This is a genomic window from Xanthobacter flavus (genome assembly GCF_017875275.1).
Classification (GTDB): Bacteria; Pseudomonadota; Alphaproteobacteria; order Rhizobiales; family Xanthobacteraceae; genus Xanthobacter; species Xanthobacter flavus_A.
The window spans coordinates 5,329,925-5,354,025 of the sequence record NZ_JAGGML010000001.1; the positions used below are offsets into that span (position 1 = coordinate 5,329,925).

General features: G+C 68.0%; 23 protein-coding genes and 1 tRNA gene. 5 read left to right on the forward strand and 19 right to left on the reverse strand.

The window, feature by feature from the left end; translation table 11 throughout:
• Position 1: 1 nt before the first annotated feature.
• Positions 2–652, reverse strand: coding sequence for a DNA-3-methyladenine glycosylase family protein (locus J2126_RS25010; protein ID WP_209489682.1), 651 nt, complete (start codon positions 650–652; stop codon positions 2–4).
• A gap of 57 nt (positions 653–709) precedes the next feature.
• Here J2126_RS25010 and gluQRS point away from each other — a divergent pair, with 57 nt between their 5' ends.
• The gene (gluQRS, locus tag J2126_RS25015) at positions 710–1,630 is read left to right on the forward strand and encodes a tRNA glutamyl-Q(34) synthetase GluQRS (RefSeq protein ID WP_209489684.1); all 921 of its coding nucleotides are present in this window, start codon (positions 710–712) and stop codon (positions 1,628–1,630) included.
• On the opposite strand, the gene J2126_RS25020 is transcribed toward gluQRS, so the two are convergent.
• The 3 genes from J2126_RS25020 to rpoZ form a co-directional block, all read right to left on the reverse strand.
• Positions 1,609–2,550, reverse strand: coding sequence for an AEC family transporter (locus J2126_RS25020; protein WP_209489686.1), 942 nt, complete (start codon positions 2,548–2,550; stop codon positions 1,609–1,611). The two genes, gluQRS and J2126_RS25020, sit on opposite strands and share 22 nt — an antisense overlap.
• An 11-nt stretch (positions 2,551–2,561) precedes the next feature.
• A complete protein-coding gene (locus J2126_RS25025; RefSeq protein ID WP_209489688.1) occupies positions 2,562–2,879 on the reverse strand; it encodes a hypothetical protein in 318 nt (105 codons plus the stop codon).
• A gap of 355 nt (positions 2,880–3,234) precedes the next feature.
• Positions 3,235–3,624: a DNA-directed RNA polymerase subunit omega gene (gene rpoZ / locus J2126_RS25030; RefSeq protein ID WP_024279425.1), complete on the reverse strand. Its 390-nt coding sequence runs from the start codon at positions 3,622–3,624 to the stop codon at positions 3,235–3,237.
• 215 nt (positions 3,625–3,839) lie between these two features.
• On the opposite strand from rpoZ, the gene J2126_RS25035 reads away from it, so the two are divergent.
• Both J2126_RS25035 and J2126_RS25040 read left to right on the forward strand, forming a co-directional pair.
• Positions 3,840–4,448 (forward strand): NYN domain-containing protein, encoded by a 609-nt coding sequence (locus J2126_RS25035; RefSeq protein ID WP_209489690.1) that lies wholly within the window; start codon positions 3,840–3,842, stop codon positions 4,446–4,448.
• A 20-nt stretch (positions 4,449–4,468) separates the two neighbouring features.
• Positions 4,469–5,131 (forward strand): uracil-DNA glycosylase, encoded by a 663-nt coding sequence (locus J2126_RS25040; protein ID WP_209489692.1) that lies wholly within the window; start codon positions 4,469–4,471, stop codon positions 5,129–5,131.
• A 20-nt stretch (positions 5,132–5,151) separates the two neighbouring features.
• On the opposite strand, the gene J2126_RS25045 is transcribed toward J2126_RS25040, so the two are convergent.
• From J2126_RS25045 to dapA, 4 genes are all read right to left on the reverse strand, one after another.
• Positions 5,152–5,724 carry a peroxiredoxin gene (locus tag J2126_RS25045; RefSeq protein ID WP_209489694.1) on the reverse strand — a complete coding sequence of 191 codons (573 nt, stop codon included), beginning with the start codon at positions 5,722–5,724 and terminating at the stop codon, positions 5,152–5,154.
• Complete coding sequence (locus J2126_RS25050; RefSeq protein WP_209489696.1) at positions 5,721–6,125, reverse strand: VOC family protein; 405 nt, start codon at positions 6,123–6,125, stop codon at positions 5,721–5,723. The genes J2126_RS25045 and J2126_RS25050 overlap by 4 nt, the downstream gene beginning before the upstream one ends.
• Before the next feature lie 13 nt (positions 6,126–6,138).
• Complete coding sequence (smpB, locus tag J2126_RS25055) at positions 6,139–6,615, reverse strand: SsrA-binding protein SmpB (protein WP_209489698.1); 477 nt, start codon at positions 6,613–6,615, stop codon at positions 6,139–6,141.
• A 124-nt stretch (positions 6,616–6,739) separates the two neighbouring features.
• Complete coding sequence (dapA, locus tag J2126_RS25060) at positions 6,740–7,639, reverse strand: 4-hydroxy-tetrahydrodipicolinate synthase (RefSeq protein WP_245327575.1); 900 nt, start codon at positions 7,637–7,639, stop codon at positions 6,740–6,742.
• A 372-nt stretch (positions 7,640–8,011) separates the two neighbouring features.
• Here dapA and J2126_RS25065 point away from each other — a divergent pair, with 372 nt between their 5' ends.
• Positions 8,012–10,288, forward strand: a complete 2,277-nt coding sequence (locus J2126_RS25065) for a transglycosylase SLT domain-containing protein (RefSeq protein WP_209489700.1) — start codon at positions 8,012–8,014, stop codon at positions 10,286–10,288.
• Between the two features lie 6 nt (positions 10,289–10,294).
• Here J2126_RS25065 and J2126_RS25960 read toward each other — a convergent pair whose 3' ends face one another.
• From J2126_RS25960 to J2126_RS25090, 5 genes are all read right to left on the reverse strand, one after another.
• A complete protein-coding gene (locus J2126_RS25960) occupies positions 10,295–10,924 on the reverse strand; it encodes a hypothetical protein (protein ID WP_209489702.1) in 630 nt (209 codons plus the stop codon).
• A 97-nt stretch (positions 10,925–11,021) separates the two neighbouring features.
• Positions 11,022–13,148, reverse strand: a complete 2,127-nt coding sequence (locus J2126_RS25075) for an OmpA family protein (RefSeq protein ID WP_209489705.1) — start codon at positions 13,146–13,148, stop codon at positions 11,022–11,024.
• A gap of 208 nt (positions 13,149–13,356) precedes the next feature.
• Positions 13,357–14,676, reverse strand: coding sequence for a porin (locus tag J2126_RS25080; protein WP_209489706.1), 1,320 nt, complete (start codon positions 14,674–14,676; stop codon positions 13,357–13,359).
• Positions 14,677–15,075: 399 nt separating this feature from the next.
• On the reverse strand, positions 15,076–16,539 hold the full coding sequence (locus J2126_RS25085; RefSeq protein WP_209489708.1) for a porin: 1,464 nt from the start codon (positions 16,537–16,539) through the stop codon (positions 15,076–15,078).
• A gap of 590 nt (positions 16,540–17,129) precedes the next feature.
• Positions 17,130–17,996 carry a DMT family transporter gene (locus J2126_RS25090; protein ID WP_209489709.1) on the reverse strand — a complete coding sequence of 289 codons (867 nt, stop codon included), beginning with the start codon at positions 17,994–17,996 and terminating at the stop codon, positions 17,130–17,132.
• A 144-nt stretch (positions 17,997–18,140) separates the two neighbouring features.
• On the opposite strand from J2126_RS25090, the gene J2126_RS25095 reads away from it, so the two are divergent.
• Entirely contained in the window at positions 18,141–19,508 is a 1,368-nt protein-coding gene (locus tag J2126_RS25095; protein WP_245327577.1) for a PLP-dependent aminotransferase family protein, read from the forward strand.
• Positions 19,509–19,563: 55 nt separating this feature from the next.
• Here J2126_RS25095 and J2126_RS25100 read toward each other — a convergent pair.
• The 6 genes from J2126_RS25100 to J2126_RS25125 form a co-directional block, all read right to left on the reverse strand.
• Positions 19,564–19,655: transfer RNA gene (locus tag J2126_RS25100), tRNA-Ser, on the reverse strand.
• A gap of 48 nt (positions 19,656–19,703) precedes the next feature.
• Positions 19,704–20,069 (reverse strand): DUF6165 family protein, encoded by a 366-nt coding sequence (locus J2126_RS25105; protein ID WP_348634383.1) that lies wholly within the window; start codon positions 20,067–20,069, stop codon positions 19,704–19,706.
• Between the two features lie 38 nt (positions 20,070–20,107).
• On the reverse strand, positions 20,108–22,087 hold the full coding sequence (locus tag J2126_RS25110; RefSeq protein ID WP_209489715.1) for a tetratricopeptide repeat protein: 1,980 nt from the start codon (positions 22,085–22,087) through the stop codon (positions 20,108–20,110).
• A gap of 64 nt (positions 22,088–22,151) precedes the next feature.
• A complete protein-coding gene (locus J2126_RS25115) occupies positions 22,152–22,865 on the reverse strand; it encodes a glutathione S-transferase N-terminal domain-containing protein (protein WP_209489717.1) in 714 nt (237 codons plus the stop codon).
• 117 nt (positions 22,866–22,982) lie between these two features.
• Positions 22,983–23,468: a GNAT family N-acetyltransferase gene (locus tag J2126_RS25120; protein ID WP_348634384.1), complete on the reverse strand. Its 486-nt coding sequence runs from the start codon at positions 23,466–23,468 to the stop codon at positions 22,983–22,985.
• Positions 23,459–24,101: hypothetical protein (locus tag J2126_RS25125; protein WP_209489721.1), on the reverse strand; the 643-nt coding region annotated here is incomplete at its 5' end. The genes J2126_RS25125 and J2126_RS25120, both read right to left, overlap by 10 nt.

The following is a 24,101-nucleotide window of genomic DNA, read 5'->3' on the forward strand; positions in this document are numbered from 1 at the left end:
TTCAGGCCGGGGCGCCGAGGCGGGCGCGCCGGGCACCATAATAGGCCCACAGAAGATGCGCCGCCACGCCGCGCAGCGGCCGCCAGTCCTCGGCGATGGCGCGCAGGCCGAGGGGCGTGCAGCGGCCTCCCAGTTCCAGAGCCTCGCCCAGCGCCACCTGAAGCGCGAGATCGCCATGGGGGAAGGCGTCGGCGCGGCCGAGGCAGAAGAGGAGGTAGATGTCGGCGGTCCACAGCCCGATTCCGGGCAGGCGCGTCATCACCTCGGCCGCCGCATCGGCCTCCATCCGGGCCACGGCTTCGAGATCCACTTCGCCCTCGGCGAGCGCACGCGCGATCCCGGTGAGCGTGCGGATCTTGGGCGCCGACAGGCCGGCGGCACGCAGCGTCTCCACGGGCGCGCAAAGCATGGCCTCGACCGTCGGCGTTCCGCCCAGCGCGGCCTCGAACCGGCCGGTGATGGCGCGGGCCGAGGCGACGGACAATTGCTGCGCAATCACCACGGCGCACAGGCCCGCAAACCCCGGCGGGCGACGGCGCAGGGCTGGTCGGCCGGCGACTTCCGCCACGGGGACGAGCCGGTCATCAAGCCCCAGCAACTGCGCGAAGGCGCGGTCGAACACGCCTTGATCGGTGAGCAGCGGCTCGTTCATCGTTCGTCTCCAGAGACTTGTTCGCGGCCGCGCGATATCGCTCTAATGATCGACGCCATGCCCGAACCTTCCCTGCCCTTCATTTGCCGCTTCGCGCCCAGCCCCAACGGCCGGCTGCACCTCGGCCACGCCTTCTCGGCGCTGGTGAATGCCGAGGCGGCGGCGCGCACGGGCGGCGCGTTTCTGCTGCGCATGGAGGACATCGACACGACACGCTGTCGACCCGAATTCGAGCAGGGCATCCTTGATGACCTCGCCTGGCTCGGCATCGTGCCCGCAGCCGCGCCGCGGCGCCAGTCGGAGCATTTCGCCGACTATGCCGCCGCGCTGGACCGGCTGGAGGGAATGGGACTCATCTATCCCGCTTTCGAGAGCCGATCCGACATCGCCCGCGCCGTAATCGAGAGCGAGGCGAAGCTGGGGCGCCCTGCCCCGCGCGATCCGGACGGGGCGCCGCTCTTTCCCTTCCCCCGATCGGCGCTCGCGGACGAGGCGCGGGCGAAGCGGAAGGCGGAGGGGGAGCCCTACGTGCTGCGGCTCGATATGGCGGCGGCGCTGGAGGCTGCCGGTGCCGGGCCGCTTTTCTGGCCCGAGGCGGAGGGGATGCCGGAGGGGCCGGCCGTCGCCATCCCGGCCGATCCGGCGCAATGGGGCGACGTGGTGCTGGCGCGCCGGGACGTGCCGACCTCCTACCATCTCTCGGTCGTGGTGGACGACGCGCTGCAGGGCATCACCCGCGTCATCCGGGGCATGGACCTCTACCACGCCACGTCGGTCCACGTGCTGCTGCAGCGGCTGCTGGGCTTGGCGACGCCGGTCTATCACCACCACCGGCTGATCCTGGATGCCAGCGGCCACAAGCTCTCCAAGAGCAATTCGGCCACCAGCCTGCTCGCGCTGCGCAATTGCGGCGCGACGCCCGGGGATGTCCGAGCCCGCCTCGGCCTCGATGCGGGTCAGCCGACCCCGAGGATGTAGAGCCAGAGCGCCACGGTGAAGACCGCGAGCCCGGTGGAGAGCGAGACCGCGCTGGTGGAGGTGCCGATGCCCACGCCATAGCGCTGGGCCAGCAGATAGCCGTTGATTCCGCTCGGCATGGCCGCGAACAGCACCGCGACGCCGGCCCATACGGGCGGCATGGAGAAGACCATCGTCAGCGCAAAGACCGCCGCCGGGTGGACGATGAGCTTGAGCACGCTGATCAGCGCCGAAGGCACGAGGTCACCACCCGCCATGCCGTAGCGCTTCAGCGAGAGACCGAGGGAGATCAGAGCGCAGGGCGTCGCAGCGGCCGCCAGAAGGTCGATCATCTGCTTCGGCACACCGGTGGCCTGGATGCCGGTGATCTTGGCCAGCGCGCCGGCATAGATGCCCAGCAGGATGGGATTGAACGCCAGCGCCTTGCCGAGCCGGACCATGGTCGCCCGGGAGAAGCCGCTGCTCCCTTCGAGCAGCACGGTGGCCGCCACCAGCATCACCGGCAGATGGATGGCGATGAGGAGGAACAGCGGCACCGCCCCCGCCTCCCCATAGGCCTTCAGGATCAGCGGCACGCCGACGAACACGGTGTTGGCCTGGCCGGCGGCGAAGCCGTGGATCACCGCCTCCTGCCGGCCCCGCCCGAACAGGCGCTCCGCCGCCACCATGGCGATGGCGAACACGAAGAAGGCGCCAGCGAAATACGCGATCCAGTAACCCCAGGGCTGCGCCTCCGGCAGCTTCGATTCGCTCAGCGTCTTGAAGATGAGAACCGGCACAGACAGGCTGAACACGAACTCCGCCAGCCCGTCCGTCGCCCGTTCGCTGACGAGGCCGATGCGCGCGGCGATATAGCCCACCAGCACCATGCCGAACACGGGAAGGACGATGACGGAGATGTCGGCGAGCGTGTTCAGCATGGCCGCGTCCGTCAGGCCGCCCGCATCTGCGCCGTCTCTGCGGCCGGCGTGAGATCCGCCGCGCGGACTCCAACCATGACGCCGAGCCGCTGGCCGAGGCGCACCGCGACCGCCTCTTCCGCGCTGAATTCAATGACGACCGCGAGCGCATCGGCGCCCGCGCTGCAATCGACCCGGCTTGGCAGGACGTCGTGGATCACGAACGGCTCCAGCAGGCGCAGCAGCAGGTTGGTATCCGGCTCGGCCAGGACGGAGAGGCGATGGGCGGGCTGGTGCGGGCGAGCGGAAGGCGAGCCGTCGCGATGGACGGAGGTTTCACGGCTGGACATGGAAACGATCCGGACTGAGGCGGGCTTGGCCGCGCGATTCTCTGGGCAAATCACCGGCTGGGCCAACAGATGGGCCGGTCCCGGCGAAGGATCGCGCCGCGGCCTCGGACAGCCTCAGGCGCGCAAGTCTACCCGGCCGACAGTGTCGACCGGGCGAGGAATTCGCCGCAGGGCCGGAAATACAACCGGCATATGGCATCCGGAACGAAGCATGGGCAGACGTTAGGCTTGCGGGATGGAAGCGTCAACCGCCGGGCAAATCGTTTAGCACTCGTCGGCCGGCGACGGGCGCCTGGAACGCAAACGGCCGGGCAGAGCCCGGCCGCGAACGCTGGGTCAGACGCCGAAGCGTCGATCAGCCCTCGTCGTCGTCGTTGTGCTCGGGGGGCACGAGGCCCTGAAGGCCGGCAAGCAGCTCTTCCTCGGTCATGCGGTCGAGCATGACGTCGCTGTCCTCGCCGCCCGAGCTGTCACTGGAGGCGATGAGCGGCACGGCCTCGGGCTCGGGCTCATCCACCTCGGTGTACTTCTGCAGCGAGTGGATGAGGTCTTCCTTGAGATCCTCGGGGCTCACGGTCTCATCGGCGATCTCGCGCAGGGCGACGACGGGGTTCTTGTCGTTGTCCCGGTCGATGGTGATCTGCTGGCCGGACGAGATCATGCGCGCGCGGTGGGCGGCGAGCAGGACCAGCTCAAACCGGTTGTCCACCTTGTCGATGCAGTCTTCTACTGTGACACGGGCCATGGGCTCGTCACTCCCTCATGCGCGATGCGCACAGAATACAGGCCTTGAGAAGAGGAGGTCGATACAGCACTTCGGCCGAAGGGGCAACCCCGCCGGCCGGACGCCGCGCCTTTTTCGCTTGCCTTGAACGGTTCTTCGTCGGAGAAAGGCGGCAGGACGACGTGGTTTGCAGCCGTTCCCGTTCTGCCCTTCCCATTCCATCGGCGGACTTTTGTATGCAGGGCCAGGAAAAGATCGCTCTTCTCATTGATGGCGCCAACCTTTATTCCGCGACCAAGGCGTTGGGCTTCGATATCGACTACAAGCGGCTCCTCAAGGAGTTCCAGAGCCGCGGATACCTCCTTCGCGCGTTCTACTACACGACGCTGATCGAGGATCAGGAATACTCCTCCATCCGGCCGTTGCTCGACTGGCTGGACTACAATGGCTATTCGGTCGTCACCAAACTCGCCCGTGAGTTCACCGACGCGCAGGGGCGGCGCCGCGTGCGCGGCAACATGGACATCGAGATCGCCGTGGACGCCATGGAGCTCGCCGAGCACGTGGACCACATCGTGCTGTTCTCCGGCGACGGGGACTTCCGCTCGCTGGTGGAAGCGTTGCAGCGCAAGGGCGTGCGCGTCTCGGTGGTGTCCACCATCTCCACCCAGCCGCCGCTGATCGCCGACGACCTGCGCCGCCAGGCGGACATCTTCATCGATCTGGTGGATCTTCAGCCCAAGATCGGCCGGGACCCCTCCGAGCGGCAGGGCCGGATGCAGGAGACGCCCCGCTTCCTCGAGCGGCGCAGCGCCACGACCGCGGCCGGCGACGGCAACGACTGACGCCGCCTGTGCCCGCCAAGATGGCTGCCAAGACGGCCGCCGCCCGGCCTGCCGCGGCGTCCGAGCCGGGGCGCGACTGCCCACTTTGCCCGCGCCTTGTGGATTTCCGCGAGGAATGGCGGGCGAATGAACCCGGCTGGCACAATGCCCCCGTGCCTGCCTTCGGGCCGGTCGACGCGCCCCTGCTGATCGTCGGTCTCGCGCCCGGCCTGCGTGGCGCCAATCGCACGGGTCGCCCGTTCACCGGCGACTATGCCGGCGATCTGCTCTACGCGACGCTGATCGAATACGGCTTCGCCCGCGACCCCTATGCGGCGCACCCGGAAGATGGCCTGACCCTCACCGGCGCGCGCATCGTCAATGCGGTGCGCTGCGTGCCGCCCCAGAACAAGCCGACGCCCGAGGAAATCCGCACCTGCCGGCCCTTCCTCTCCGCCGCCATCGCCGAGATGCCGGCGCTGAAAGCCATCGTCACGCTGGGCAAGATCGCCCACGATTCGACGCTCGCAGCGCTGGGCCAGAAGGCCTCGCGGCTGAAGTTCGGCCACGGCGTTTCGGACGAGGTGGGCAGCGTGCGGCTGTTTGCGAGCTACCACTGCTCGCGCTACAACACGAACACCGGCGTGCTGACGCCGGAGATGTTCCGCTCCGTCTTTTCCGCGGTCCGCGCCAGCCTCGGCTGACCTGCCCGGGCTGAGCGCGGTCAGTCCTCCCGCCGCCGGCGCAGATGGGCCAGCACGTCCGCCGCGTTCCGGTCCGGCGGGAAGACCGGATAGAAGACATGGCTGATGGCGCCCTCCTCGATGATGAGGGTGATGCGCTTCAGCAGCTTCGCCCCCTCCACCTCGAAGGTCGGCAGGCGGATCGCCGTCGTCAGCTCATGCCTATGATCGGAGAGCAGCGGGAACGGCAAATGGAGCCGCTCCGCCGCCTCGCGCTGGTAGTCGCTATCCTGGAGCGAGAGGCCGAACACGTGCTCCACGCCGGCGGCCCTCAGATCGGCGAAATGGTCGCGGAAAGCGCAGGATTGGGGCGTGCAGCCGCGCGCGCCGGGGATGGCATCCCAACCCTCGGGCAACGGCTGGCCGGGGACGCCCGTGCGCGGATAGGCATAGACGACGGTCAGACCGGCGAGGCCCGACAGGTCGATATGCCGCCCGTCCGTGGCGGGAAGCTTGATGATGGGCAGCTCCAGCCCCGGCAGGTGGGCGGCGAGCCCATCGTCTTCCGGGGAGGGAAGGTCATCGGGCAGGCTGGTATAGCCGGAAGTGCTCATGACGCGTCCCCCTGAGAGGTGTCGTAGGAGATGAATTCGAGAAGCGATCCGTCGGGATCGCGGAAATAGACGCTGGTGCCATGACCCCGGGCGCCGAAGCGTCGGACCGGGCCGAGCTCCGGCTCGATTCCATGGGCGGCGAGGTGCGCGACGGCCTCGGAGATCGGCCCGTCCCAGCGGAAGCACAGGTCGGAATTGCCCGGCTGCACCGGCAGGCGCGCCACCGGCACCGGCTCGACGCCGGGGCCGTGCAGATTCAGCTGGCGGTCACCGAAGCGGTAGGCGAAGCCCGTGCCCACCGTCACCACCTCCGCGCCGAGCACGGACGCATAGAAGGCGTTCGAGCGGGCGAAATCGCTCACATGCACGACGCAATGGTCGAAGGCGATCTTGCCCGGCATGGCGCCCCTTCCCTCACCCGCGATCGCGCATCAGGCGCGCCTTGTCGCGCGCCCAGTCGCGTTCCTTGGAGGCCTCGCGCTTGTCATGTGCCTTGCGGCCCTTGGCGAGCGCCAGTTCCACCTTGGCGCGGCCGCGATCGTTGAAATAGATCTTGGTCGCCACAACCGTCATGCCCTCACGCTCCACGGCCTGCCCGAGCTTGGCGATCTGGCGCTTGTGCAGCAGCAGTTTCCGGGGCCGGCGGGTCTCGTGGTTGAAGCGGTTGGCTTCCAGATATTCCGGGATATAGGCGTTGTAGAGCCACATCTCGCCCGCCTTCTGGGCGGCGTAGCTCTCGCCGATGGTGGCCTTGCCGGTGCGCAGGCTCTTCACCTCGGTGCCCGTGAGGGAGATGCCGGCCTCGAACGTCTCGCCCAGCTCGAAATCGAAGCGGGCGCGCCGGTTGTCGGCGGCGATCTTGCGGGGGGCTTCGGTCTTCTTGGATGTCATGATGGGGGAATGTGGTCGCAGCGCACCGCCGAAGCAAGCAGCAAGGGGTCAGGGCGGTCGGCGGAGCGCTGGAGAACGGGCCATCAGGCGACGGCGGGTCGCCTGATCCCCAGATCCATCGGCCTCAGTTGATGAGGCCGGCCTGCACCATGGCGCTGCGCACCACGGCGCGGGTGGTCTCGGACACCGGCACCATCGGCAGGCGCGCCTCTTCGCTCATCTTGCCGAGAAGCGAGAGCGCGTACTTGGTGGGCGCCGGATTTGTCTCCACGAACAGCGCCGTGTGCAGCGGCATCAGCTTGTCCTGGATGGCCAGCGCCGCCTTGAAGTCGCCGGCGAGGCAGGCCAGCTGGAACTCCGAGCACAGGCGCGGCGCGACGTTGGAGGCGACCGAGATGCAGCCGTGGCCGCCATGGGCCATGAAGCCGAGCGCGGTGGCGTCCTCGCCCGAGAGCTGGATGAAATCCGTCCCCAGCACCTGCCGCTGCAGCGACACGCGGGTCATGGAGGCGGTGGCATCCTTCACACCGGCGATGTTCTTGATCTCGAACAGCCGCGCCATGGTCTCGACCGACATGTCGATCACCGAGCGGCTCGGGATGTTGTAGATGAAGATCGGCAGGTCCACGGCGTCGGCGATGGCCTTGAAGTGGCGGTAGAGCCCTTCCTGCGTGGGCTTGTTGTAATAGGGCGTGACCACGAGGAGCGCGTCGGCGCCGACCTTCTGGGCGTGCTCGGCCAGCGCGACGGCCTCGGCGGTGTTGTTGGAGCCGGCGCCGGCCATGACCGGAACGCGGCCGGCGGCCTGCTCCACGGTCCACTCCACCACGCGGTTGTGCTCCTCATGGGAGACGGTCGGGCTCTCGCCGGTGGTGCCGACGGGGACGAGGCCGTGCGTACCCTCGGATATCTGCCAGTCCACAAAGGCACGGAACGCCTTCTCGTCCAGCGCGCCGTCGCGGAACGGGGTGACGAGGGCGGTGAACGAGCCGCGGAAACGGGACGCAGACGGGATGGGCGACATGGCGAACGCCTTGGGTTCCTGGGAGCTTGTGGTTGGCCGGAACCGGTCGCGAACGGCCGGACCCGGCGCCGCGCCGGCTCGGATGAGCGGCGGGTGCGGACCTTGACCCTTATCCTTTTGCCGCCCGGCCGGAAAGGGGTTGCGCCGCTCGGACTTTTGCCATGGAGGCAAAATGCCCTTCGGGAATGGTAATTCGATGTGCTCTAGGGGTAGCCGGCGGCAGATTTGCGCGACCACAACCCCAGCGTCGGCGAAAGCCGTGGTTTCGCCGGCTTTTCGGACTTCATTGAGGTTAGGGTTTCGTCAACGCCGGTGGCCGAACATGCGGGTGGGGGAACACGCCGCCACTGCCCGCGCCCGCGAGGAAGCTTCATGTCGTCTGTATCGAGCCTGATGTCCGTGAGCGCGCTTGCGCTCGCCCTCGCCTGGAGCGGGGCGATGCCGGCGGTCGCGGAATCCGCGCCGACACCCCCGGCCAAGCCGTCCGCGTCCGCCTCCAAGGATGCCAAATCCAAGGACAGCAAAGCCGCCGATTCCAAGTCGAAAGACACAAAGTCGAAGGATGCCAAGGCCAAGGACGCAAAGTCCAAGGACGCGAAGTCGTCCTCGCCTGCGAAGCCGGCCGCCGCGAAACCCGCGACCGCCAAGAACGCGACGAGCAAGCCCGCCGCCGGCAAGCCCGCGCCGGTTCGCGTCGCCCCTGCGCCCCAGGCCGCGCCGACGGTCGGCACGTCGTCCAATATTGCCGGCGGCGATCTCGCCGCTCTGAAGGTGGCTGTCTCTGCCGCCCGCAACGGGCGCGCCGCCGAGGCCATGGGCGCCGCCCAGCAGCTCGACGATCCGGTGGCGCGCACGCTCGTCACCTGGCTGGTCATCCGGCATGCGCCGAACGACCTCGGCTTCAACGCCATCAACGAGTTCATCCAGGAAAAGCCCGGCTGGCCCACCCAGTCCACCTTGCGCCGCCGAGCCGAGCGCGTGCTGTTCCAGGAGAACAAAGATCCCGCCAAGGCCCAGGCCTTCTTCGCAGAACAGCCGCCCTTGTCCGGCGAGGGCAAGGTGGCGCTGGCCCGCTATCTCGTCTCCATCGGCAAAAGGCAGGATGCTGCCGAATGGGTGCGCGATGCCTGGCGCAATGACGATCTGAACGAGCTCTTCGAGAGCAAGATCATCGACGAGTTCTCCGGCTTCCTCACCCGCGCGGACCACAAGCTGCGCGCCGACCACTTCAGCTACAAGCCGGACACGGACCGTGCCCTGCGCGCCGCCGCGCGTGCCGGCAGCGATATCGTGGCGCTGACCAAGGCGCGCATGGCCATCGCCCGCAAGGAGGCGAACGGCGAGAAGCTGCTCGGTCTCGTGCCCTTCACCTTGTCCAGCGATCCCGCCTATCTCTTCGCCAAGTCCCAGTTGCTGCGCCGCGCCGACAAGCCCCAGGAGGCCGCGCGCGCCCTGCTCGCCGGCGCCAGTTCCGACCAGGTGCTGGCGGATCCCGACGAATGGTGGATCGAGCGCCGGCTGGTCGCCCGCGAACTACTGGATGCCGGCGATTTCCAGACCGCCTACAAGGTCGCCGCCACCGGCGTGCCGCCGCAGGCGGACAATTATCGCGCCGAACAGCAATGGACGGCCGGCTGGATCGCCCTGCGCTTCCTGAAGGACCCCAGCCGGGCGGCCCAGCATTTCGCCAAGGTCGATGACGACCAGAAGCACCCCATCACGCTGTCGCGCGCCTATTACTGGCAGGCCCGCGCCGCCGAGGCCATGGGCGACCGTGGCCGCGCCAGCGCCGCCTATCAGGCGGCCGCGAAGTTCCCGGCGACCTATTACGGCCAGCTCTCGCGCACCAAGCTGGGCATGGCCCCCGTCGTCCTGCGCGGCACGCCCTCGCCGTCCTTCGGCGCACGCGACACCTTCGCCCGTCTCGAGCCGGTGAAGGCCATCCGCATGCTCTATGCCGTGGGCGCACGCGACATCCCGCTGACCATCTATTACGACCTCGCCTGGCGGATGGAGGATTCGAGCCAGCTCGCGATGCTCGCGAACCTCGCGGAATCCAACAACGATCCGCGCGGCGCGCTGGTGGTGGGCAAGGAGGGACTTGCCGAGGGCCATCCGCTGGAGGCCGAGGCCTTCCCCACCTTCGGCCTGCCCAATTACAGCCCCATCGGTGACCCGGTGGACAAGGCGGCGGTCTATGCCATCGCCCGGCAGGAGAGCCAGTTCAATCCCGCCATCGTCTCCAGCGCGAAGGCCATGGGCTTCATGCAGGTGACGCCCGAGGCCGGACGGCAGGTCGCGAAGATCACCGGCGTCGCCTATGACGAGCGCCGTCTGATGACCGACCAGTCCTACAACGTGCAGTTCGGGGCCGCCGAGCTGGGCGAACTGGTGGCGCAATATGGCGGCAACTACGTGCTGGCCTTCGCCGCCTACAACGCCGGCCGCGGCAGCGTCGCCAAATGGATCGCCCGCTATGGCGACCCGCGCGACCCGGACGTGGACGTGGTGGACTGGGTGGAGGCCATCCCGTTCTCCGAGACCCGCAACTACGTGCAGCGGGTGATGGAGAACTACCAAGTCTACAAGGTGCGCTTCAACATCCCGAGCAAGCTTCAGATGGAAGCGGACCTGCGCGGGGGACGCTGACCCGTCTCACCGCTTCCGGCGCGGCGCAGGTGCCCCGCCCGCGATGATCGCCTTCGCCTGCCCCATCCAGTCCTCGCGCTCGATGCGGCCGGGGAAGGCGAGATAGCTGCCGACCCAGGCCGCTTCCTCCGGCGTCCATTCGGCGATCTGCCGAAGATGGAAGATGCCGATCTCGTTGAGGCGCTGTTCGTTCTGCGGCCCGATGCCCCTCAATTGCTTGAGATCGTCGGCCCCCTCTCCTTCCGGCGCATCGAGGGCCGGGGGGCGAACGCCGGGCAGGCTTTCCGGCGGACGGCGCCGGGAACGCGGCGCGGGGCGCGTCGGGGCCGGGGCCGGCACGTCCTCCTCGTCCTCATCCAGAGGCGGAACCGCATTCATGTCGGTGATACCGAGCCGCGCAAACAGGTCCTGTTGGGGGGCTGGCCCGGGCGCGATCAGGATCGGCGGTTCCGGCTCGGGTGCGGGCTTCGATGCGGCGGGCACGCGCGGAGTCTCGACCATGACGGGAGCCGGCGGCAGCTCGGGCCGCGCCGGCTGGGGCGGGCGATGCTTCCGGCCAAAGCGATAGCCGATGGCCAGCGCCGCGGCGAAGGCGACGGCGAGCAGCAGCGCCACCTCGATGGCGAATGCGGTCATGGCCTGCTCCCTGCGTTCCGGCCGAGCGCGTAGCCCGTGGCCAGCCCGATGACCGCGGCGCCGATCACGTAAGGCCAAAGCGCGATGGCAAGGTAGATCATGGCGCGCGCTCCTTCACCTCGATCTCGATGCGCCGATTGAGCGCCCTGCCCGCTTCCGTGTCGTTCGGCGCCACCGGCTGGCCTGAGCCGAGACCGACTGCCGTCAGCCGGTCTGCGGCGACGCCCTCCGCCACCAGCGCCGCAACCACGGACTTCGCCCGCGCCTCGGACAGCCGCACATCGGCCGCCGCATCGCCGACACCGTCGGTATGGCCCGCCACCCGCACCATCGCGTCCGGGCACCTCTTCAGCACGGCGGCGATACGATCCACCAGACCGCGGCTCAGCGGATCGATATCGGCCGTGGTGCCGAGGAAGCGGATGCTTCCCCGCGAAAGGAGGTCGCCCGCCAGTCGCCCGCACTCGGCGATGCCGACCGCCGGCCCCGGCGGCGCGGTCTGAAGCGCGGTCTCAACCGAGAACGGCGGGCGCACAGCCCTTTTCAGCGCGGCCTCCACCTCACCCGCCACGGTCGCGTCGAGAACCGTTCCGATCAGACGCATCTGCCCGTCTGCAATGCTGACCTCACCGGAGGACAGACGCGACAGCTGGGCGAGCCCCGCCAGGAGCGCGTCGCGGAAGCCGGCCGGCGCGCCCCCGCCGACGGCCGACAGGTCGTTGACCTTCTCCCTGAGGAAATCGCGCTCCAACGCCGTCTTGATCGCGGCATGGGCCGCTTCGTCCGGATAGAAGCCGGAGACCGTGAGTTCGCCCGCGTCCCGCCGCACCGAGAAGACATAGGGCGAGATGGACGGCGGCCGCACGCCCTTCGCATCGACCGTGACTCCGGCCGGAGGCGTCCGCACGGCCTGCATGACGGCAAGATAGCCCGCCGAATCCGCCGCCTCTCCGGAAAGCACCATCTGTGTGCCGGACACCTCGGCCGCCCCCGCATGCATTCGGGCGAGCTGCGCGACCGCGAAGCTGGCGGCGCTCGCCCACACCTCCGGTGCGGGGCCGCCCGATGCAAGCTGCAGATCGTCCGCGACCTGCATGCCCTGGAAACCCGAGCGCGCGGCGTCCACCAGCAGGCGGCGCGCGTCCTCGGACGGCGCGAAGCCGGACAGGCGCGCCTGCTCGGCGCTGCGCTCGATCTGCCAGGTGAACGGCGACGCGCGCGGTGGCTCCACCGCGAAGCGGATGATCTGGAAGCCCTCCGGCGGCTGCCGGCGCAGCGTGAGCAGAATGTCGAATGCGGTGAAGCTCGGCGCGGCCCCCTCGACCGAAATGGTCGCGTCCGACAGCGTCACCCGTCCCTCTGGCAGCTGGGCGAGCGCGGAGCCGGCAAAGCGCACCGCCCGCATCCACAGATCGGGGCTCGGCGAACCATCCGCCAGCAGCGTGTCGTCCTTGATGCCGATGCCGGGCACGGTGGACGAGAGCGCCTTCGCCACCTCGGATCGCGCATCGGCGGACGGCACGTAGCCACTCAGCCGCAGGACGGTTCCGTCGCGCACCGCCGACCAGAGGAAAGGCGCGGCGACGGGCGGGCGCACCTCGAAGCGCGCCAGCGTCATGCCGTTTGGCAGCGGCCCGTGGAGCGTCTGGGCCAGTTCGTCATAGCTCACAAGGTCGCGGGCGCGGCCCTCCAGCGCGATGGCCCCGTCGGACAGGGTAAGACGGCCGGAGGGCAACCGCTTCAGCTGGTTGAGCCCAAAGATCACCAAAGCCGCGAAATCGCCGGGTGGCGCGCCCCGCGCGCGCACCAGCCGGTTCTGGCCCGTCACCTGATCGCCGCCGCTGCGGGCGGCGGCGACGATACGCACCAGCGCATCGGCGGAGGGGACGTAGCCGTCGAGGGCGATGGCGCGCCCATCCTTCACAGCGCTGAAGGTGAAGGGGCGGCGCTCGGGCAGCAGGGTCGTCGCGTCACGCACCGTCCGGACACCGAAGAGGCCCTCCAGAGAGGCCCGAACCTTGGCCCGCGCCTCCTCGGCGAGGGCCTCGCCCTCCATGGTGGCGTCGCGCCCGGAAAAGCGCGCGGACGCCCAGGATTCGCCCGTACGGGCCAGAACGTCGCGCGCGGCCGAATCGAGCGACGCCTCGACGGGGCCGCGACCCGACACGATGGCGAACACGGTAAGCAGGAGGAGCGCCGCCAGCCCGAGCGCCAAGGGCCACAAGGGACGCCAGCTCCCGCCCCGGCGCGGGGTGACTTCGCCCCGCCCGTCCTCGCCCGCACTGCTCCCGTTACCCTGCCGCACCATCCACACCCCGCTGTCCGCGCCACTCCCAGGTCGCGGAGAAGGACTTCAGCATAAGTCACCGCCGATCCGAAAGACTTGCGGGCGAAGACGGCGCCACAGCGGCGTCGGGACACCGCGCGCCGGGTCAGAAATCGCGGGAGACGAACAGCAGCGCCTGCTGCGCGCCCACCGAAGGCAGCGCCGGCGAGAAGGCCGTCGGCCGGTAATTGGTGGCCGCATTGTAGGTGTAGTCGTACTGCAGCGCGATGGTGAATGTCCGGACAGGCGAGAAGGCAAGATAGCCGCCGACATTGATATTGGTGCCGCCCGTCGCGCCGTAGGCGGCCCGGGCGCCGCGGAAGTCGAAGTCGTAGGACGCATAGCCACCAAAGAGGGCCGAGCTCCAGCGCTTGTCCCAATTGTGCAGGAGCGAGGCGGTGAGATTCCACCCGGCCACCTTCCCGATGTCCCCGAAGGCGCCGACGAAGCCGTCCGGTGCGTTATAGGCACCGGACGGATCTACGAGACCGAGATAGGACGTGGCGCCTTTGGTGTATGCCGACTGAAGATAGAGCGTGTCTCCCTCCCCCAGCCCCGGCAGGTTGAACATCACGCCCGCCTGCAGCGCGTAACCCCAGCCGCCGCCGACGGTGACAACGGGTGTTTGAAGCGCTGTCGCAGTGACCTGATGCAGGGCGCCGGAGAATTGAAGTGTTCCCCACGCGGATTGGAACTTGACGTTGGCAACCACGTCCGGCGCACGCAGGCCAGCCTGATAGTCATCGGGGCCGAAACGGCTGGGGCTACGGGCCGATATTCCATTTTGACGGGCCGCTGCATCTTCCAGTGAGACCGTGGTGCTGAGGTTGGGGGAGAGTTCGTAAGTATAAGCGATAAGGTTCAGTCGCGTATCGTCGCCTACGGTGACCGGATCGGTCCCGAGCACGTTGTCATTGCCGTAGAAATCAAAGAACGACTGGGTGTAGCCGGCGGTGAGGCCGGCGAACTGCACGTAGACGTCATGCAGGCTCACCTGTGCCGGCTTCGAACCGACGAGGGTGTTCGGGCCGTCCGACCAGGCATCCGACGAGCGCCATTTGAAGCGGGTTTCGAGATAGGCGCGCACCGTGCCGTAGTCGCTCGCGGTACGCGCGTCGAGAATCAATGCGGCCGTCGAGATGGAATAGGTCTTGTCGTTGTTCGGCGGGTATTGCGTGTAGGTGTTGTAATAACCTTCCGCCCAAAGATATCCGCCAGCGCGCAGGCAGGTCTCCGTACCGGGAATGAAGATGAAGCCTGGGCCCTGAGCCGTACAGGCCTTCAGGTGTCCGTCAGTCGGTGTTGGAGGCAGCACATCCGCAGCGAGGGCCTGTCCAGCACCTAAAAAAGGGACGCAGCAGCCGGCTGCTGCGGCGCACAGGGTGCTCAGGATACTGGCCAATGCGATGGCGCGTGAAGCCGGCATCGTCTTCTCTCCGCACGACCTCATTCGAGCGACCAAGGCGATAGCGAGCGTGGGCACAATCCAGAAGATTTCGCGAATGTTGCCTCTGGGCCCACAGAACAACGCGCATCAGCCCGGACCCGGAAGGTGCGAGCACAGGCATCGGCAATCCCGCCGGCCAAATGTCCGCTTTCAACCAGTATAAAGAGACGAAAATATCGAAGATGAGAAAATTTGGCCTCTGGCCGAACTTGCTGGCGCGGCGGGTAAACCACGCCGGCAGCGGTGGGCACTTCGTATGATCTGCGGATCGATCGTGCCCAGGTCAGGACCGTCCGATCCCGCTCCGAATGTTGGACAGCAAACAAAGAAAAACCCCGGTGGTTGCCCACCGGGGTTTCCCTCCAGATCGCGAAGCGATCAGAAGTTGCGCTGCACGCGGATGCCGCCCGACACGATGTCGGTGGAGCCGCCGACCAGCGAGCCCTGCAGACCGCCGGTGGGGGTGACAGACGCGTAGTTGTTGAGCGGCACGGAGCCGTCAACCTTGGTGTACAGAACTTCCGCGCCGATATCGAGGTTCTTAACCGGCGACCAGATGGTGTTGAAACCAACCTGCCACATGTTGAAGTCCTGAGCGGCAACGATGTTGCGGGGCACCTCGTAGGAGAGGTAGCCGGCATAGATCGCCGAACGCAGACCGGGGGTCCAGTAGTGACGGAACTGGCCCTGGATCGCCCAACCGGTGGTGAGGGCGGGCTGACCGAAGAGGTCGGCCACGGCATCAGCCACGGTGTAGAAGGCGCCCGAAGCGAAGAGCGAACCGCCGACCTGGGTCAGGTCGATGGAGCCAACCGAGTTCGCGCGACCCTGCGAGGTGCCCGACAGACCGATGTAGGACACGGCGCCCTTCTCGTAGCCGGCCTGGATGAACAGGCTGTCGCCGGCGGCGAGCATCGGGAGCTTGAACTCGACGTGACCGCCGATGGCCCAACCCCACTGGTCGGTGGTGCCCATGCCCGGGAAGAAGCCGGCATAGAGCGGCAGGGTGGTCACGACCTGATGCAGGGCACCAGACAGCTGAGCCGTACCCCAGGCGCCGTCATAGCGCAGGTTGGCGACGATGTCGGGAGCCTGCTGACCGCCCTGGTAGTTGGTGTAGGTCAGGCCGGTGGCGCCGGTGTTGATGTTGAAGACGGGCTGCGCGGTGGAGCCGGTCATCTGCGAGCCGGTGGTGCGGTTGGCCGCGTCTTCGAGCGACAGGGTCGCCGAGAAGCCGTTACCGAACTGCGCCGTATAGGCCAGCATGGTGGTCCACATGTTCGAACCCGCATACGGGGTGGTCAGCATGTAGCCGACGCCCGGATCGAAGAACGACTGGGTGTAACCGAAGGTGAAGCCCGAGAACTGGATGAACGCGCGCTCGAAGTAGAGGCCGTTCGCAGGGCCCGTGCCGGCGCCGCCAGAAGAGTTCCACTCGGCGCCGAAGCGCACGTAGGAGCGGAGCGTGCCATAGTCGGTCTGGGTGCGGGCGTCCATGTCGAACACGCCGCGAGCGCGGGTCAGGTAGTCCGGATCGTCGCCGTCCACGAAGGGATAGGCGAACACGCCGACGCCGGGGCCGTTGAAGGCGGTGCCGGTGGTCGACGAAATGGACGGGTTGAAGGTGCCGACCGCGTTCACATAAGTATCGAAGCGGGCATAGCCGCCGATCTTGATGCAGGTGTCGGTGCCGGGGATGTAGAAGTAGCCCGCGCCGTAGGCAGAGCAGACCTTCACGTATTCAACCGGCTTTGCCTTGACAGGCAGGTCGGCGGCCTGGGCTCCAGCGACCGCGACGAGACCCGCCGCGCTGCCGAGGAGAAGGCTCTTCACCATCTTCATCGTGACCTCCAAGTTTGGTTCCGAGGGAGCGAGTTCCGCTTCGCCGGTGCGGCTGCACCCCGAGAGGGTTCTTGCCCCGATTCCCATTCCGCGTTCAGACCCCCCGAACGCGGACCGGTCGACCGGGGACTGCCCCCCTTCGTCGCAAAGCCAACATACAAAAGGCGAACCTGTGATCAATCCAAACCACGTCGATCACGGCCCCGAGAGGCCGCTTTTCCAGCAGGTGTTGCAGGAATGGCACGCTGGGTTAAGACCTACCCAAATACCAATGCCACGCTGCGGCCTTACCCTGGGCGAGTTAACCTTAAATGGTTGATAACATGAGTGTATTTTTGCAACACTCCGGCGTTTACACCGCCTGAGATGCCCTTTGGCAGGCCGTTTTCCGTCGCCGGGGCGATCGCCAGGAAGATACCGCCGAGAGAGGTCGAGGTGCCGCCGATCGCCGGTCCGTGCCCCTCCTGATCAGCCAGCCCAGGCTCCGCTTCCGGCAGGATTGCGGCGGAGGCTTCTCCGACCTGCCCATATGGCAGAAGGGTTTCCGCACCGGCACGCCCCCGAATCGAGACGGTAATGGCCTCCCGTCCTCATCGGCCCGCAAAGCGCCGGGCGCCGGCGACGCAGAGAACGACGATGCCGCTGGCCGCCAGCATGGGCCATGCAATGGTCTCTCCCAGGACCACCGCCGAGAGCGCGAGGCCGAGGAACGGCTGCATCAGCTGCAGCTGGCCGACACCGGCGATTCCGCCAAGCGCAAGACCGCGGTACCAGAAGACGAATCCAATCAGCATGCTGAACACCGAGACGTAGCCAAGGCTCAGCCAGGCCGGCAGGCCGATTCCGGTCAGATGGTCGGGCCGGACGGCCAGCGCGATGGCGGCCATCAGCGGCAGCGCCAGCAACAAGGCCCATGAGATCACCTGCCAGCCGCCGAGTCGGCGCGAGAGCGTGGCGCCCTCCGCATATCCAAGGCCGCATACGATGACGGCGGCGATCATGAGAAGGTCGCCCGTGATTGACCCGTCCGCGCTGCGCGACATGGCGAAGCCCGCCACGGTCGCCGCGCCCAGGCATGAGAATAGCCAGAAGGCCGGCTTCGGGCGCTCTCCGGCGCGCACCACGCCGAAGATGGCGGTCGCGAGCGGCAAAAGGCCGATGAAGACGATGGAGTGGGCTGCGGTGATCTGTTGAAGGGCAAGGCCGGTGAGCAGCGGAAACCCGATCACCACGCCCATGGCGACAATGGCGAGAGACACGAGGTCCCGGGGCGCCGGCCTTACCTGACGCAGGCCCGCGAGGAACACGCCCCCGATGAGCGCCGCGATCACCGCCCGCGCGGAGGTCAGGAAGAGCGGCGAGAAATCGACGATGGCCAGGCGTGTCGCCGGCAGCGAGCCGCTGAAGATGACCACGCCGAAAAAACCGCTGCCCCAGCCGGCTGCATTGCGTTCCATGGTGCCTCGCTTTCGCGGCCCGCGATACGCCCGCGCGGGTGGCACGAACAGGCACACCTCCATACAATGCTGCAGATCTGTATGGGTCATGGGAGCCACACAGTGACGGTGTCGAAGCGCGCAAACACGCGAACGGAAGGGCTGATGCTGGAGATTCGCTCGCGCATCAGCGCGGGCATCCTCACGCCGGGGGGGCGCCTGCCCTCCGTCAGGCGGTTCGCGGCGGCCATGGGCGCCTCCCCCTCGACGGTGGTGGAGGCCTACGATCGGCTGGAGGCGGAAGGCATCATCCGTGGCCGGCGCGGCTCCGGCTTCTATGTGACGGACGCCGGCCTGCCACCGCGGACCCCGACGCGTATGGGTATCATGGAGGCGGACGCGGCCCGCACGCCTGAAATCGATCCGTTCTGGGTGTCGAAACAATCGCTCGATGCCGAGCCATCGGTCCTCAAGCCAGGCTGCGGGTGGCTACCGGACGACTGGATGCCGGTCGCCGCGCTACGCAGGGGGCTGCGGACGCTTGCGCGCGCGGACGGCGCTCTGCTTACAGAATACGGCGGCACGCGGGGCCCGCTGGCGCTCCGCCGGCTGCTGCTGGCGCGGTTCGCGGAGGAGGGAATCGGTGCGAGCCTGGATCAGGTCATGCTGACCGGCTCGGGCACCCAGGCCATCGATCTCGTCTGCCGCCTGGTGCTCCAGCCGGGTGATGCGGTGCTGGTGGACGACCCCTGCTACTTCAATTTCCAGGCGCTGCTGCGGGCGCATCCCGTGCGCGTCGTCAGCGTGCCCATGACCCCCTGGGGACCCGAACCGGAGGCGTTCGAGCGGGTGCTGGAGGCAGAGACGCCCCGCCTCTACATCACCAACTCCGCGCTCCAGAATCCCACCGGCGCCACCCTCTCGCCCCAGACGGCGCATCGTCTTCTCATCCTTGCTCAGACGCACGGGCTCACCATCGTCGAGGACGATATCTTCGCCGATTTCGAGCCGGCCCCCTCCCCGCGCCTTGCCATCCTCGACGGACTCAGCCGGGTGATCCGCATCGGGAGCTTCTCGAAGACCCTCTCGTCGGCCGTCCGCTGCGGATACATCGCGGCGCGGCCGGAGTGGATCGAAGCCTTGGCCGACCTTCAGATCGCCACCAGCTTCGGCGCGGTCAGTCCGGTCGCTGGCGAACTTGTGGCCGGCATCCTCGGCGGAGGCGGCTATCGCAAGCATATGGATGAGGTGCGCCATCGCCTGGCCTACGCCCGGATCGATGTGGCCGGGCAACTGGGGCGGCTGGGCATTGTCCCGTGGCTGATGCCGCGCGGGGGGTTCTATTTGTGGTGCCGCCTGCCGGACGGGCTCGATTCTGCGAGCGTCGCGCAGCGCTGCCGGGACGAGGGCGTGATCCTCGCCCCCGGGAACGTCTTCAGCGTCGCCCAGGCCGCCGGCGCCTTCCTGCGCTTCAACGTGGCCCAGATGGGGGATCCGCGCGTCCTCGCATGCTTGGCCCGGGCCATGGGATGAGGCCTCCGGCGGCCCCATCAGGCTTTAGGATTTCCGGCAATGATCGGGACTGAATTGGCGGAGACGGAGGGATTCGAACCCTCGAGACCCTTTTGGGGGTCTGCTCATTTAGCAAACGAGTGCCTTCAGCCTCTCGGCCACGTCTCCAACGCCCCTTCCTATGCCGGACCCTCCGGCCCAATGCAAGCCGCCGGCTCACGAGCCCGGTTGGAAATGCAGCTTCTCCTCGACGATCGCTGAATTGGCCACCGCGTTGATGCGCCGCTTCAGCGCGGCGCGCAGGTCATTCTCACGGTAGACCGATCGCGCGAGGGCAACGAAGTCCGCGTCGAATCGGCCTTCCGCCTCTAGCGTGCGCAGGGCGTCTTCCACCTCCCAAAGGCGCGCATTGACGGCGGCAAGGTCATCGGCGAGCGATCCGACGATTTGGGAAAGCTGATGCTCATCCCGCAGCGCGCACAGGGCATCACGTTCCCAACGCACATTGGCGGCCGTGGCGGGGTCCTTGGCGTGTGCCACCTTGATCTCCAGAATGGAGATCTTGTCGAACAGCTCGCCCACGGCGATCGGAGCGAGGATCAGGACAGGACCCGCGGAGGTCACCGCTTGCCCCCACGTCGCCGCTCCGCGACCCTTGCAGCGACCCTCGCGAAGAGGCCTGTGAAATCGCCGGAGGTGTCCTGCCGCATGAGGCTGAGGCTGGGATAGAGCGGCGTCGTCTGCCCCGAGCGGCCCCATCGCCACTCCGGAACCGCCTTGAGCGCCACGATGGCGGGGCGGTCCCGTGCACCGGCGAGGTGCGCGAGGGACGTGTCCGTGGTCACCACCAGATCGAGGTGCTGGAGCAGCGCCGACGTGTCGAGATAAGCGCCGTCCCCGTCCCAGTCCGGGCCGAGCCGCTGGATTCGGCCGGCGAAGGGGCAGGCGTCGAGTTGCTCCTCCCCGAAGCCCTGCTGAAGACTGACGAGTTCCACCCCATCGAGAGCGGCCAGCGGCGCGAAGACATTGAGCGGCACCGACCGGCCGATATCGACGGTCGGCGAAGGGTCGCCCTGCCAGGCAATGCCGACGGTGAAGCCATCGGGCACGATCTCCCGCCACCGGGCGATGCGCTCAGGCTGGGCCGTGAGGTAAGGCGGCCTTGGCCAGGACGCTGGATCCGGCGCAACGAGGCGGGGCAGGCTCGAGAGGGGTGCCCAATAGACGCCAGGGGCCCCGGTATCGATACCCGCGAGATCAGTGATGACGGGCACACGAACGTCGATGCGCGACAGCAGCGGAGCAAGGCGTGGCTTCACCAGAAGGCGGGTTGGAATGCCCCGATCTGCCAACAGGCGGACGAGCCGCGCGTACTGGATGTGGTCGCCAATGCCCTGCTCTCCGAGGACGATCAGCAGGTCGGGGGCAGCTTTGCCGTCCCAGCGGGCGAACGGCAGCGGGCGGTAGGGCGGTGGCAGGAAGGACGAGCGTACCTCATAGCCGTCCCATCCGGCCGCCCAGCGCCCTTCGGCCAGGTCGTCACAGGCCACGATATAGCGCGCCATCGGCAAGGCCGGATCGATGGACAGGGCCTTCTCGGCGAGGGCGCGGGCCTCGTAGGGATGATCCCCATCCAAAAGGAGAGACGCTTTTGTCGTGAGCGCCGCCGCATCTTCCGGCGCCGCCGCCAGCGCGCGCTCGACGGCCTCGCGGGCGCCCCAGGGATCCTTGAGTTCCCGCCGGACCTCGGCCAGTTCGCGCCAGATCGGGGCTGCATCCGGGAACCGCGCGACCGCCTTCTCGGCTGCCGCCAGCGCCGCGGAACGGTTCCCCAGCTGCCGGTCCGTCCGGATGAGAGCCGCCTGGAACTGCGCCACATCGGGGGCGAGGCTCGCTGCCTCGGCAAAGGCGGCGCGCGCACCGGTCAAGTCCGCCCGGCCCGCGAGCCCCTGCCCTTTCAGGAAATGCGCATCAGCGAGCTTCGGCGACAGGAGCAGCGCGGCGTCAGCCGCCTCCGCCGCCTCGGTGAAGCGGCCGAGTTCCAGCAATGTCCCGGCGCGCGACAGGTGATGGCGCGGATCGCGCGGTTCGAGCTTCACCAGCCGGTCGCAATCCGCCAACGCCTCATGTGATCGACCAAGCCGGGACAGCGCGACCGATCGATTGGCCAGCGCGTGGACTGACACCCCGTCGATCTCCAGCACGCGGTCGTAGCGGGCCACGGCCTCTTCCAGCCGGTTTAGCCGGGCCAGGGTATTGGCGGCGAGGTAGTGGGCTTCCGAAAGGCCGGGGTCCAGCTCGGCGGATTTCTCGAACGCGCCGAGGGCGCGGTCCCATTTTTCCTCAGCCTGATAGACCGCGCCCATGATGAGCTGGGCGTGTGGATTGGTCTTGTGCGAATCCCGCGCCTTACGGGCGACGGCGTGCGCTTCCTTCGGCCGTCCGGACTGGAGAAGCGCCAGCGTCAGGAGGCGTGCCGCCTCAAACGAACTGGGGGCATCGCGCAGGATGGCACGATAAAGGGGTATCGCCTGATCAAGGCGCCCCTCCCGGTGCAGCGCCCCGGCGCGGGCGAGATCGGCCCGGAAATCCTTCGGCATCGCGCCCCCCAATGGCGTTATGGTCCGTGCGCGAGGCCGCGTTAGCGACGCTTCGGTTTCGCCGTCAGGTGCGGGCGCGCTGGCCGAACAGGATGCTCTGGGCGTCCTTGTCCTTGGCGAGATCGTGCTTGGCACGCTCCTCCTGGTTCACGGCAAGGCCCCGCTGCACCGCGGGCCGCGCGAGCATGCGATCGAGCCAGGCCTTGAAATGGGGGAATTCCTCGATGTGCTGGCCCTGCCGCTCCCACAGCTTCGCCCAACCGATGCAGGCGATGTCGGCGATGGAATAGTCGCCGGCGAGATACTCCCGGTCCTTCAGGCGCGTGTTCATGACACCGTAGAGCCGGTGGACCTCGTTGGTGTAGCGCTCGACCGCGTAGGGGATTTTTTCCGGCGCATAGATGCGGAAGTGATGCGCCTGCCCGGCCATGGGGCCGAGGCCGCCCATCTGCCAGAACAGCCACTGCTCCACCTCGACCCGCTTGCGCTCGTCCGAGGGGTAGAAGAGCCCGGTCTTGCGGCCGAGATACTGGAGGATGGCTCCGGACTCGAAGACCGAGATCGGCGCGCCACCGGGGCCATCGGGATCGACGATGGCGGGCATCTTGTTGTTGGGGGAGATGGCGAGGAAATCAGGCTGGAACTGGTCGCCCTTGCCGATGTTCACGAGCTTCACCTCATAGGGAAGCCCACACTCCTCGAGCATGATGCTGATCTTGTAGCCGTTTGGCGTGGGCCAATAATAAAGCTCGATCGGCGAAGACTGGACTGCGGCCATCATGCCCTCCCTGCGGCATGTGCCGCCGCTTCGGTAAGAGGTAGACACCGCTCGGTGCCGGGGCAAGGGGCAAGCACGGAAGCGGCAGCGGACAGGGCAGCGAAAGGCGCCGGCCCATCAGCCGAGGGCGATCTTGAAGCCCTCGTGGGAGTTCGCGAATCCGAGCCTGCGATAGAATCGGTGCGCGTCGGTCCGCCGCTTGCTGGAGGTGAGCGAGAGCGTGGCCGCGCCTGCGGCCGTGGCCTTGTCCATGGCGAAGCGCACCATGGCCTCGCCGATGCGCCGGCCGCGCAGCGTCGCGTCCACCTGCACCGCCTCAAGCAACGCCCGCCTTGCTCCCCGTCCCGGCAGGCTGGTCACCACCACAAGCTGGAACGTGCCCACGACCCGCCCTTCGAGTTCAGCGACATAGAGCTGCGCCCGAGGATCGGCAGCAATCTCGGCGAAGGCCGCGCGATAGGCCTCGCCAGCCTCCGGCGCCGTGGTGTCGCCATGGCCGCCGACGGCGTCGGCGGCGAACAGCTCGACGAGGGCGGGAAGGTCGCCCTCCCGGGCCTCGCGGATGACGAGCCCGCCGGGCCCGGGCTCCGGCGTCACCGGCACAGCGGATCGTCCGGGGGCAGGATGGTCATCTGCCAGTCGCTCCAGCGGTGGGGATTCATCCAGGGCGACCACCATTTCACCGACACTTCGATGGTGCTCTGATCCGCCGGCGGCAGGAGCAGCTTGGGCAGGCCGTTGAAGATGCCGGTGACACGCGCGCAGCCGGTGGTAGTGCGGGCGGGCGGCCGGTACTGGTTCTCCCGCACGATCACCACCCGCGCGCCCGGAATCGCTGCCCTGAGCCGGCCGGCCGAGGTGCGGTCGTCCGCCACGAGGGTCGGTGAGGCGCCGAGCTTGTTGGTGACGGCCACCTGCAACTTGTAGAGCGGCTCGGCGGCGATGCAGCGTCCGCACAGCCGGGGATCGGGCCAGAGCGGCACCACCATGCGCGACAGCATGATGCCGACGCTGACCACCGCCAGAAGGGTGAGATAGATCCACACCCGCGGCCGCCAGCCCCCCAGCCGTTCCAGCTCTGCGAACAGGTAGACCGGCAGCAGCAGCAGGAAGACGTGGAAATAGCGGTCGCGCAGGCTGGCCGTGCCCATGGCCAGCGTCGTCGCCAGCGTCGCGACGATGCCGATGACGATGATCGACCGCAGCACACGCCGCGCGGCGGCGCGTTCGGGATCG